Annotated in this window: 9 protein-coding genes; 1 reads left to right on the forward strand and 8 read right to left on the reverse strand. The window is 61.5% G+C overall.

What is annotated here, in order from left to right:
• Positions 1–1,289, reverse strand: a 1,289-nt coding sequence (locus F3J14_RS29595) for a M48 family metalloprotease (protein ID WP_166725955.1), incomplete at its 3' end; no start/stop codon positions are given.
• Between the two features lie 240 nt (positions 1,290–1,529).
• On the opposite strand from F3J14_RS29595, the gene moaC reads away from it, so the two are divergent.
• A complete protein-coding gene (moaC, locus tag F3J14_RS29600; protein WP_166725956.1) occupies positions 1,530–2,018 on the forward strand; it encodes a cyclic pyranopterin monophosphate synthase MoaC in 489 nt (162 codons plus the stop codon).
• A gap of 367 nt (positions 2,019–2,385) precedes the next feature.
• Here moaC and F3J14_RS29605 read toward each other — a convergent pair whose 3' ends face one another.
• From F3J14_RS29605 to F3J14_RS29635, 7 genes are all read right to left on the reverse strand, one after another.
• Entirely contained in the window at positions 2,386–2,673 is a 288-nt protein-coding gene (locus tag F3J14_RS29605; protein WP_166725957.1) for a PAAR domain-containing protein, read from the reverse strand.
• Positions 2,674–2,736: 63 nt separating this feature from the next.
• Positions 2,737–3,048, reverse strand: coding sequence for a hypothetical protein (locus F3J14_RS29610; RefSeq protein ID WP_166725958.1), 312 nt, complete (start codon positions 3,046–3,048; stop codon positions 2,737–2,739).
• Positions 3,049–3,116: 68 nt separating this feature from the next.
• Positions 3,117–4,421, reverse strand: a complete 1,305-nt coding sequence (locus F3J14_RS29615; RefSeq protein WP_247682310.1) for a sel1 repeat family protein — start codon at positions 4,419–4,421, stop codon at positions 3,117–3,119.
• Between the two features lie 2 nt (positions 4,422–4,423).
• On the reverse strand, positions 4,424–6,442 hold the full coding sequence (locus tag F3J14_RS29620) for a phospholipase D-like domain-containing protein (protein ID WP_166725959.1): 2,019 nt from the start codon (positions 6,440–6,442) through the stop codon (positions 4,424–4,426).
• Positions 6,439–9,393 carry a type VI secretion system tip protein TssI/VgrG gene (tssI, locus tag F3J14_RS29625; protein ID WP_166725960.1) on the reverse strand — a complete coding sequence of 985 codons (2,955 nt, stop codon included), beginning with the start codon at positions 9,391–9,393 and terminating at the stop codon, positions 6,439–6,441. Before tssI ends, F3J14_RS29620 begins: the two co-directional genes overlap by 4 nt.
• Before the next feature lie 624 nt (positions 9,394–10,017).
• A complete protein-coding gene (locus F3J14_RS29630) occupies positions 10,018–10,368 on the reverse strand; it encodes a TonB family protein (RefSeq protein WP_166725961.1) in 351 nt (116 codons plus the stop codon).
• A 439-nt stretch (positions 10,369–10,807) separates the two neighbouring features.
• On the reverse strand, positions 10,808–12,586 hold the full coding sequence (locus F3J14_RS29635) for a Wzy polymerase domain-containing protein (protein ID WP_166725962.1): 1,779 nt from the start codon (positions 12,584–12,586) through the stop codon (positions 10,808–10,810).
• Positions 12,587–12,643 lie beyond the last annotated feature (57 nt).

Consider the following 12,643-nt stretch of genomic DNA (forward strand, 5'->3'; position numbering starts at 1 on the left):
CCCGCGCGGCGGGCGATGTCGGCGGCGAGCACGTCGAGGCTCGGCGAACTCGTCTGCGGATCGTCCGCGCGCCGCTCGCGCGCGTCGAATGCGGCGCGGGCCGCCGCGAGCGCCTTGTCGGCCGCGTCGTACTGGCCGAGCAGCGTGTTCGCGAGCGCGATCCCGTACTCGTTCGCCGCGACGTTCGGCGCCGTGCGATCGTCGATCTCGAGCTGCATCCGGCGCGCCTCGGCCACGATGTCGTTCGGCGCACGGTTCTGCAGAATGCGCAGCCGCGCGCGCACGAAGCCGTATTCGGCCGACTGGCGTGGCTGCCGATACGGCGCGCGGCGCGCGCGATCCTCCATGTCGGCGATCCGTTCACCCGTCAGCGGGTGCGTGCGCGCATAGGCCGGCACGCCCGCGTCGCCCATCGACGCGCGCTCGAGCCGTTCGAAGAAGCCCGGCATCCCGTACGGGTCGTAGCCGGCGCCCGCGAGCAACTGGAAACCGACGCGATCGGCCTCGCGCTCGGCCGAGCGCGAGAAGCGCAGCTGGTTGTCGACCGCATACGCCTGCCCGCCCATCGCGATCGCGCTGCCGAGATCGCCGCTGCGCGCGAGCACGCCCGCCAGCACCCCGAGCAGCATCGTCGCGAGCGCGGTGTAGCCGGTCTTCTCGTTCGCGCCGATCATCCGCGCGATGTGCCGCTGCAGCACGTGGCCCATCTCGTGGCCGACCACCGATGCGAGTTCGGATTCCGTTTGCGTCGTGACGACCAGCCCGCTGTTGATCCCGATGAAACCGCCCGGCATCGAGAATGCGTTGATCTGCGGATCGCGCACCGGGAACAGCTCGAAGTCCGGCGTATAGCCGCCGATGTAGCGCGCCGCGGCCGCAGCCGCGAGCCGCTTCGCGATCGCGTTCAGGTAGTCGCGCGCGAGCCAGTCGTCGAGGTAGTCCGGGTCGCGCCGCACCTCGCGCATCACGCGCTCGCCGAGACGGCGCTCGGCCTGCGGGGTGAGCGAACCGCCGGAGCCGTCGCCGAGGTCGGGTAGTTCCAGCGCGCGCAGCGGTGCGCGCAGGCTCGCGATGGGCGAGGACGCGCCGTCGGCGCCGGAGAACCGGCTTTCCGCACCGCCGTAGGTGCCGAATACATCGGTCGCGATGCCGGACGGCACCGTGGAAATCGATGGCGAAGCGCCGGCCGCCGGCTCGAGCGGCAGCGCGGACGGACGCTGTGCGTAGCCGCTCGGCGGCAGCACGAGCGCCGCCGACAGCAACACGGCAAGCAACTGTTTGACACGCATGGCAGGATGAAGACGACGCGTCCCGCGCGCCGGGCGCGCATCGCGGCGTTTGGTCTGAAGATCCCGGTCATTGTACCGGCGGGATCGCGACTGTTCGCTGCGGCGGATGCGCCATCTGCGCGCCCGGCGTCGCGCAGGCCGCTGCTATGATAGGCGCCCGTTGAAACGTTGCAGATGTTTGCGGCACGGTGCCCGACGCGGTGGATCGACCGGCCGCGACACAAGAGATCGGAGCAGGACATGTCAGGACTTACCCATTTCGACGCCGCCGGCCATGCGCACATGGTCGACGTCGGCGGCAAGCAGGAAACGCAACGCATCGCGATCGCGCGCGGCACGATCCGGATGCTGCCGGCGACGTTCGCGCTGATCCGCGACGGCAAGGCGAAGAAAGGCGACGTGCTCGGCGTCGCGCGCATCGCCGCGATCCAGGGCGCCAAGCGCACCGCCGACCTCATTCCGCTGTGTCACCCGCTCGCGCTGACGCGCGTGGCCGTCGACTTCGAACTCGACGACGCGCTGCCCGGCGTGCACTGCGTCGCGCAGGTGGAGACGTTCGGGCGCACCGGTGTCGAGATGGAAGCGCTGACCGCCGTGCAGGTCGGGCTGCTGACCGTGTACGACATGTGCAAGGCGGTCGATCGGGGGATGGTGATCACCGAGGTGAGCGTCAGGGAGAAGCGGGGTGGGAAGTCGGGGGACTGGAAGGCGGAGGATGTAAGCGATTGATTCATCAGCCCCTTCCCTGCGTCAGCATTGTCTGATGAAACCGCCTCGAATCTGGTTGTCGGCCTACGAAAAATCGAGCTTGTCCCACATCTGTTCCACAGGAGACTGGGATTGCCTCAATTCGCCCGCGCGACGGGAAAGGGCAAGTACGCGTTCGGCGTAGAGTATTCGCTGACGAAGCAAAAACCTTCAACACTCGCGCAGATCCGGAACAATGGGCGCGATCCGTCGAAACAGAGATGGCGGCGATTCACATCGAATGACGATCTGCGTGCGACGTGCATCTTTCAATTCTTACCGCGCAGATAAGACAAAACCGTCGTTGATGGCGGTTGCACTTTCACGGGATGCCCGCCGACCGCGTCCCTTACGCGTCAACCGACATGACCTGTTGAGACGGGATAAGCTTCGGCGGCGGGACGCACTTGCAGATACAAAGGTCGTCACTCAGTGCCACACGTCGACCGTCCGGTCCTGTCATCGGCAACCGTGGGCCGTCGCACTGAATCTTGCCAACCGTTTTACACACCGGGCAAAACACATCGTCCTCTTCATGTGCGATGTGCTTGCCATCAAGCTCAAACGGCGTTGCCCTTGCCCGGACCGTTCCGGCCACGGTCGTGTGATCTCCGTCGAGGATCATATATCGGGTCATTTGTCGTTGCCTTAGGTACATCCCCAAACGAACGAATACAGGTATGCGATCTTCGCCAAGCATTCAGCCATGCGGAGCCAAGCCTCCGACTAAAAAGGCCAATCTTGCCATCCCGACGCCCACGCCCCAGCCCACCAGCAGTGGACCGATTTCGCCCGTGTATTCGTGGTCGTACTTCCAGACGGCGACGAATAGTAACGGCACCGGTACACCAATCATTCCAGTCATCTTGGGCCAAGCGGCATACGGAGCGAGTACCTGAAGCGCGCTGCTCATAAGGGCCCAGCACGGCAGCCCAAGGACGAACAGCAACCACCCGAACCCTATCAAGGTCACAGTATGCGCACGCCTCTTTGCTTCATTAAGTTGGTTCACGTTGAGCGATCTTCCTGTCCGTTACCAAAGAGGCCATCCGGTTGAAGTCCTTCCGGCGAGGAACCGGATCAAGCCTGATCAATGTATGCGACAAGTTCCCATGTAACAGGTGCCATGTGCTGCCGCGTACCCATCATGCTGTCGAGAATTGCCAGCCGCCGAGGCTCATGCACGACGACGGACGGCAACGAATCGCCCTTTAGAAACCTGCGTTTCGCATCGCCGATCTGACCAGCATCCAGTTTCGCGCACCATACCCCATCTTCCGGGCATTGCTGCCCGGTGTGCGCGACTGTCCCCAATGGAAGTCGCGCTGCAATGTTCGCAGGCTGGTCATCTTGAGAAGTCTTCTCTACCGGATTTGCCAGAGGCAATCCTGTTGCCGGGTCGAGGTGCTTCGCCTTCGCCATCTGGTCGATGACTTCATCCGATGGCTTCTGTGGCCGAACAGAAGCGTCCTGCTCTTTCTGCCATTGGAACGTACCGTCCCAAGGAGGAAGCTTCGCCGGGGGAAGTGGCACGATCGTGTCGATATCCGGAACCTTGGGATTGCGACCATCGTTTGCATCGATGAACTTGCCGATCATACTGTACCGACGAGCGCGCTCAGGATCACCGGTCACTCCAATGTAGTTGAGCCTGTCGTTCGCTGGCGGCCCCTTGAAACCGTCCTCCAATGAAAGAGCCCCTTGCCGATCGCCAGCCGCGGCGGCTTGCTGGAACGCTTGAAGTGCGCTTGGATACCGCTGCTTTATCGTCTCGATAATTCCGATGTTATTAGCGGCCTTGCCATGCCCTTGATCCGCTGCACACTGGAACATCGCGTATGCGATGTCCGGTGCCATATTATCCGGGGCGAGGATGTCCCCGACATAGTACTGAGCTTCAGCATTTCCCAGATCTGCTGCTTTGCGGATGTATCGTCGAGCGGCCTCCTCATCTCTTTGAACTCCGTACCCATTCAGAAGATAGTGTCCAATATCGTAGTAACCACTTGGCACCCCTGCCTTGATAAGCTGCTCGGCCAGATCAACGCTTTCCTTCTCCGGATCGGGCGAAGACGCCATTCCTGACGAGACTAAGATTTGCAGGTTGTGATTTGCCTTATAGTGGCCAAACGCTGCCGCGATGCGGTAGTACCGGGCAACATCGTTGAAATCCTTCGCCCCTTCTCTCTTCTCAAGGAATCGGGCGTACTGGAAAAGCACATCCGCCTCTGGATCGAGAGGGGGCAGATGATCGGATTCACGTGTGCATTTGAAGGCGAGATTCAGGCGCACTGCGCTAACATCGGGCAACGGATTCATAGCAGTTTCGTTCTTCGAACAGGCGGTCAGCAGACAAACAACAGAGATGGCAACTAGTACGCGCATGATCAATCAAGCCTGCTTCGTGTTGTCGTATTGGAGGAAAAACTGACGAGCGCAGCCAACGGTTGAAGATTGCTTCCTCGCAGGCGTTTGTTTCGATCTGTGATCTTCACCCACTGGTTGAATGCATCAGTCATGTTGTCGCCTATCGCCGCACTATTGACATCATTACCGCGTGCGGCTCCCTGTCCCTCAGTCGGAGCCGGTTTCGTATGTATTGCCCATAACCGCTTCCGCAGCGCCTTGCTCACATCGCCATGTTCGTGGCAGATGTTCAACTCGCTATCAACCTCCATGCTTCGCGTGTTGATGTTTGCGGAACCATGCGTCAAGAACACATCGTCGATGACCATGATCTTGCTGTGGACATAAGTGTCCATCCATTTTCCCGCCGGAGAGTCTGGCGCAACCAGCGTGCAGATCAATGTCTTAAGCCCCGGAATATCACCCGGAATGGCTTGCCCCTTGTTGTTGTCAGCAATCTTGGCGTTCACGTCATTGAGTTGCTTCTGCAAATCCTTCTTGTGCGCCTCGTTCTTGTCCAAGGCTTTCGCGATCTCAGCCTTCGAACCTGTTCCATAGGTCTGAATCAACTGCGCGGTGCTGTCGGTACCATCAATGCTCGCCACAAGATTGCGTCGCTGCTGCTGATATACGTCGTTTCGCTCCAACCTCGTCACGTTGGGCATAGTGTCTGCGTGTCCCAGCGACTCCATCATCCGATACGTCGATACCTGTCCGTGGTCCAATGCATCATCGCTGGAGTTCGTCACCACGAACAGATACAGCGGTCCATGTTTGCCAATATCGCGCCCACCAGATGTCTGTCTGTTGATCGCAGTCTTGATGTGATCGACCAGCGGCGGCCAGCGGAAATACTGATTCTCGATATAGATGTAGCGGCACGCATTGTCCGTCGCCTGCTTGTACATCGCACGGATGTCGCGGCGCCCTTCCTGCGATTGCGTGCGCAGGATTTGCGCCATGACGGGCGTACCCTTGTCCTTCCGCAACGGGAGTCGTGGGGCGAGTGCCCGTCGAGCCGGCAGCAAATCGACATCCGTGCTGCGCTTCCATGCATTACAGAAGTTAACGTTGAGATGTTCGAGGATCGACCCGGTCACGAGCGCCGACATATCCTGTCGCGGTGTCGCACCGTTGCGCCCGAAGCGAGGATGCATCCGCGCAAACGAATGCCTATCGTCATCCCAGTATGCATCCAGCGTGTTATGGCCCATGACGAAACCCACGGCATGTTCGGGCGCTTCGTAGTCCACGAGCACCATTTTCTGATGGTGCGAAGGTTCGGTGCCAAAGCCAAACGTGACCGCTTCTTCATTCAGATTCTTGTCTTCGCGAAACCGTGACTCCCGATAGATGATTTCCGCGCGATCCCCCAACGAAAAATCTCGCGTTGCCACTTCGATACACGGTAGCCCCTGCAAGGCTACGGTCTTCTTCGACGGCTCAGGGGGCGGCAGGCCGGCAGCATGCTTGGCGCGTAAATCGGCCGCTTGCTTATTCGCCCGTTCCTCGCGGAACGGGGAAGGAGGAACTGCTCGTGCGGTCAAATACCAAGCGCGATCATATTCCCGCTCCGCGTCGTTCTCGTTCTGCAAGACGCGGTTCCGAAGCCAGTTAAAACCCGGAGTCGAGTTCTCAGTGACCTGAGCGACATTGAGGGAGTCCGCCCAACAAAGGAGCCGGACCCGAACGCCTTCCAGTCCCTTCTTGAGTAGCAGGTCCCCGATATTGAGTGATGCCCCGCCGTCCCCACGCTTGAAATACATCGACGGCTGGAACCCCCAGCAGATGATGTCGACGCTGTACCGTGCCGCCATAATGGCATCGTAGACGGCACCAAACGCCTCTTGACCGTTTACGAGAGGTTGGTAGGAACATGTGACTGGATGAAATTCGACGGGCTTCCCCTCATCCGTGGTGTCCACAAACCAAGGTGAACACACGGATGCACTCGAAGTCTGATTGAGTGCCATCGGCGTTGTGATCGTCTTGGCGGTCATGCTTCGTCTCCGGTTGCCGGGTTCAACAGTTCACTATAGCGTGTCCGGTGCAATGCCCGGTCGCCGGGCGGAGTGATGTCCGCCGCACTGCTACTTTCGTGAAATTGGAAGCCCTGATTCGCGAGGGCACCGTTAGCAGCGTCGTGATAATCACCGGGCACGGGAATTTCATGCTTAACGCCGTTCGCCAGTTCGAGTGTGTACTTCTGCGTGGCCACATGATGGTCGATAGGCAACTGTCCGGTCTCGTCGAATACGCCGTGCTTGACCAGCGCGCCGTCTGCGTAGAGTTTATATGGCATGCCAACCGGAGCAGCATTCTTCGCCGAAGGCGACGCGAATATGTTCAGCGACAGCTTCTGAACCGGCGAATCCTTGAACGCCGGGTTCGTGATGTCGACTCGTGCAGGGCCGGCGAATGAATAGCTGGCTGCCTTGAAGTCGATCTTGCCCGGTGAGTGGATATTGATGCTGCCGTCTTGGTTGATCTGGATGATCGCGCCGCCGCATAAGATCCTGACTTCCTTGCCGGAAGCGACTTCGATGACATCCGTCACGGACCGAATGTGCAACGCCAACTGAGCCGCCAGATCGATCACGCCCGCATGCGCCTGAATACCGATGTCGCCCTTGCCGGCGATGGCCTTCATGCCGCCGTTCTGCGCAAAGAGGCTGATCACGTTGAGCGCCGCGACGATCAACGACTGTCCCGACGCGACAGTCGTGGTCTGGCCGCTCACGAGATTGATGAGTTGATCTGCCGCGAGATGCACCGATTGCTGCGTTGACGCCGCAATTCCCGCTGGGCTATCCAGCAGCATCACGGGTTCCTTGAAGGCGTTCGCCGTGCCCGTCCCGCCACCCGACGTGCGCCCCCCTTTGGCCTCAGGTGTCTGCGGCAATTCCAGTGCGTCCGCGAAGTGCTTCAACGCGTCGTGGCCTGACTTGAGGTCCGCTGCCTGATGTCCCTTGCTGGCTTCCGACAACGAATCAACCAAATTGCCCGCACGGGACAATTGCTGGCTTGCCTCTCGCACGTCCAATTGTTCGGCGTCCGGCGACTTGTGCTGCGTGCTGATCGCCATCCCCTGATTTGCCCGCATCGCACCGAACGCATCAGTATGGAGTTTGTAACCAATTCCGCGATAACCACCACGCGTATTGCCCGTCTGGTCAATCAGGTACCCTTGATGGAACAGGTGATAGGTGCCTCCGGTATAACTCGTCAGCCGCTGGCCGCCCTGATGCGTGGAATCGTCGTGGATCAGTGCGTTGTACGCACCGGTATTGCCGAAACCGCGCGACTGCTGGCCCGACTTCAGTACATCCGAATGCCACGGCTGCTGAGTGGTCCCACCAGGCAACCGCCCCATCACGAACGGGCGATCACAGTCGCCTTGCCAGTAACCGATAGCGACCCATTCGCCCTTACGCGGCACATGAACCGCACCGTAGCCGTCACCGGTGTCGCCCTGCATGACGCGCATCCACGGCGACGTGTTGTACTCGTCCGGCTTACTCTGCCGGTCCCATGCGAACCGGCCACGAATCTCGTTGTTCTTGTTCGTCCACGCTTCCTCGCCATTCGGTGCGCCGACCAGCAGATGCTCAACCTGCATCACCGGCTTCTTGTGTTCGAGCGGACTACGGTAGACGACATCGGCACGCTGCGCTTCGGTCTTCATCAAGAAGAAGCCGACGGAACCGTCATCCGCATGAGGCCGAGACACGGACGCCTGTTCGTATTCCGCCTGAACGCGGTCGAACTCCGGTTGCAGGCTGAACGGGAATGCCTCCGACTGACGGGCGAACGGCACGTTGTTCAGGATGAACCAGTGCATCTCGACCGCCAGAAACTCGCGGTCCTTCGAATCAGGTGCATCGTGACGCGGATGGTCATTCAGCACGAACCGCGACCCTGCGTCGAGCCAACGCACCCCACCGACGCCGATAAAGCGACGGGCCATCGCGTCCCATGCCTGTGTCCGAATCTGCGCACGGCGGGCACCGCTGTCTGAGTCTGGATAGCCCAAGGTCGTCGGTTCATACACCGTCGCCGGAACGCCCGGAACACTGAGGGTTTCCTTGTCACGGTAGTGCTGGACTGTGTATGTGGTCGCCTCCATCAAACTACCCGCCGCGAAGCTGGAACCCGGTCGATCCTGATCGAACGAAGTGGACTTGAATTCCGTTGGCTGCGCCGTCTGCTGCATCACCCACTGCGTCAAGCCGTCGATTTCATCGCCCGCATTGCTCCGTGAATACGTGACGTCGTGTGCGTCCGGCAACGCCGAGACGCTGTCCACGATAACCAACATGGTCTTCGGCGGTTCGTTATCCTTGACGGGCGCATGCTCCCAATAGAAGTACCACCCCTCGTCTTCTAGCAAGCGTTGAACGAAATTCAAATCCGATTCGCTCTGACGCGTGTAAGTGCGCGTACTTGGCTGGCTGCTCAGATTGAACCGGTAGTGCCCGCGCAACTGGGGGTATTTGTCGAAGACGGTGCTGATACTTTGGACGGCGCTCGAGTCCAGCCAGTAATAATCGTCACGACCTTCACCCAGGAAGAACAGGGCCGACGCAAACTCGATCTGGTAAAGCGAAAGTGCGCCGTCGGCTCCCAAGCGCCTGATCTGATGCACGAAGCCGTGAACCGGTCGGTATTCAACGTTGGAGAAGGAAGCCGCCGGTTGCTGAATCAGTAACGACACCTGCTGATGCATCAGTGCGAGCAATTCGATGTCGTCGCGCGTGGATACCGCATCAACAGTCCAGCGATAGTCGCGGCCAATCTTTGACCAGCCTTTCGCGCGAACGGGGGTGAGTACGTTATCGCCCAACGGGGTGTGCAGCGTCAGCAAACGACCCTGCTGCATGAGGCCACGATTAATCGCGTCGAAGATGTCGTTGTATCTCAAACTCCCCGAATCTGTCGGTCTGAGTGCCATCTGTTTTTTGTCCTTGTCTCTCAGGTTCGGCCGTCACGATTCTGAGATAACAGACGGTCCGTCGTAGCGACAATCATCGCTCAGACGATTTTATCCGGAACACGGCGAATTTATGACAGTTGTACGTCTGCGGAGCGAAAATTTGGCGATCATTGACGCGAATCTTCGCCCGATTGCACACTCTCATCCGCAAAGATGCGTCATTTCTTTCATTTTTATTATTTTTAAATTTCTATTTTATTTCACCGCGGCGTGAGATCTAACGCCTCTGATGTCCACATCAAATGTTCTCGACCGGCACGTTGATTTCGGAAGGCGTCACCAATCCCGCAGGGTGAGACGTGGCTCACGCAAAGTCACGTGTCGCACGACGTGCGTCGTCAAGGTTGTGGGAAATCGAATGGCTGACGGACAACAGGACAACAACGCACTGGGCACCGGCCCGGGGATGCTGCCCCGACGGGATACAAGGATCGGCCGAAGGTGGCGATCAATATCTGCGACAAGCATGTGACGCCAGGCGCGGACTCGATCATCCGGCTTCCCCGTCTCCTACCGCCTCATCACAGGGAGTACCAGGAGGCCGTCGAAAAGGTCAGCATGTCGAGCGTGCCCGGCCGCCCGTCATTGGGCGCCTCGCGGCTCGAACACGAACGGTTGCGTGAGCAGGAACGGATTCGCGGTGGCGCCGGTCTGCGCGCAGGTCGCGTGCGTCATCGCGTCGACGGCCGCGCGGTCCGCCACCGCATTGCGGCTGCTCGTCGTCACGGTGACGTTCTGCGCTTCGCCCGAAGTCGTCATCAGCGCGCGCACGAGCACGGTGACCGGACGCGTGAGCGGCTTCGCGCTATCCGGATAAACGGCGCGCGGAATGTGGCAGGTCAGCTTGCTTTCCTGCGACGACGACAGCATCGCGCAGCCGGAAAACAGCACGGCGACGGAAGGCAGGATCAGGAGGGTCGAGCGAAGGGCCATGGTCGAATATCGTTCTTCAGTACTGTTCCGGACGAACGCCGCGCCGGCGGACATCGCCCGGCCGCATCGCGTGCATCGCCCTGCGCCGCGGCCATCGGACCGGCGCGCCGTTACGGCCGCACGACCGATGGCTGCCCGGTCGCGATCCTGCTTGGCGGGTTCCCGGAGATCCGGGGGCGGCGTTCGCGGCAGCGGCCCGCATCGGGCGGCCGCCCACGCGAACGCTTTCGCGCATTGTGCACGCGCCGCCTCGCGCGTGGCCGCGATTTGACAATGGTTGACGCGAATCGCACCGGATTCGGCAGGCATCCATTCCCCTCGGGAAGCAATCGCCGCACCGTCCCGGCCCGCCACCGCCCACCCGCCTCACCGCAATCCGGCCAGCGCCGGGATTCCCCGCCCGGCGCCGCGCGGTGTCAGCACGGTGTTCAGCGTGGCATCACTCGGAATCGTCGTCGGAGTCGTCATCGTCCGCATCGGCCGGCACTTCCCCATACTTCGCGACGACGGCCGCCTTGAACGCCTTCAGCGCCGGTTGCTGGTCGCACAGCTTGTACAGCAACGCCAACTGCTGCGGCCAGTCCTTCAACTCCTTCGCGAACACATGCAGGCGCTCGACCGTATCGAGCGCATCGGCTTCCCGACCGGCCAGCGCCTGCAGCGCCGCATAGCGGCGCAGCACCGTCTCGCCCGGCAGCAGCGCGATCGCGCGCTCGTGCGCGACGAGCTTGAGCGGCAGGTTCTCCGGCGAAATCGTCAGCAGCGTGGCCACCCCGTAATCGCCCCACGCGCCGAACAGCAGCGACGGCGCATCGCGGTACTGCGCGGCCGGATCGTTGCCGTAATACAGCACTTCCGCGCGCTGGTAGTCGCGCAGCACGGGCACCGCCGCCAGCACGCCGCCGACCGACAGCACCGCGAACAGCCCGAACGCCGCGCGGCCCGGCAGGAGGCGCAGCGGCTTCACGTCGAGCAGGCCGATCACGAACATCGCCGGCAGCAGGAAGAACATGTACTGCTGCGGATATTCGACGAGCGCATGCATCAGCAGGATGCCGATCAGCGCGAGGCCGAACACGCGCGTGCTCGACTGCGGCGCGCGCACCGCGCGCACGAACCACGTCACGAGCGCGACGACGAGCACGCCGAGACCCAGAAGACCGGACTTCGCGAGCAGGTCGATGAAAATGTCATGCGAGTTGTTCGCGATCTCGACACCACCGAGCGTGCGCACGAGTGCGAACTGGTGCGACGGGAATTCGCCCCAGCCGACGCCGAGCACCGGATGCTCGCGGAACATCGCAAGCCCGTACTTCCACAGCGCGAGCCGCGGCGCGATCTGCCCCGCGTCGCGCATCCGTTCGGCGGCCGACTCGGCAAGCCCCAGGTGAAAGTGCACGTTGGCCCAGCGCACCGCGACGTTCACCGCGACGAAGGCCACTGCGAGCACGGCCGGTATCAGCCATGCACGGCGGTTGCCCGGCGTGCGGCGCGACTCGAGCCATGCCATCCAGAAGCCCGCGACGACCATCACCGCGACCTGCAGCCACGGGCCGCGCGACACCGTCAGCGCGAGACCGACCGACAGCACGATCGACAGCGCGAACCATGCCCATACCGCGAGCCGGCGCGTCTGCACCAGATACAGCGCGCCCGCGAGCGCAAATGCGATGTAGGTCGCCAGGTGGTTCGCCTGCGCCATGTTGCCGTACGGACGGCGATCGACCGCGATGTTGTATACGACGACGAACGGCGACACCGCGGATTCGAGATGGAACAACTGCACGACCTGGCTCGCGACCGCAAACACGCCGCCGACGAGCAGCGCGCCGGCCATCATTCGCGCGGTGGCTTCGGCGAGCCCCTCGCGCGCGAGCGTGTAGCCGGCCTGCATCGCGACCAGCGCGGCGGCCAAATAGCCGAGCGCCAGCCAGTTCATCGACGGCACTTTCAGCGGCATCAGCGCGACCTGCGCGAGCAGCACCGCCGCGAACCCGAGCGGCGCGACGAACGCGGCCGGCGCGGCGAACGGCTCGGCCGGGCGGCCCGTGCGCGCGAGCAGGACGACGGAGAGCCCCACCAGCAGATACAGCACCAGCGCGGCAAACTCGGAATAGAAGGTTGGGATCGGATACGTGTGATTCGTGATCGAGTACGGCACGATCAGGGCGACAGCCAGCGCAACGAGCGGCAACGAACGGGAAAAAGTAGAAGGCATGAGCGAACCGGATGTCAGCAACCGGCGCACTATACAAAACTTTCCCCCCTCTGTGCG

The sequence above is a fragment of the Burkholderia sp. Tr-862 genome, from assembly GCF_011753085.1.
Taxonomy (GTDB): Bacteria; Pseudomonadota; Gammaproteobacteria; order Burkholderiales; family Burkholderiaceae; genus Burkholderia; species Burkholderia ambifaria.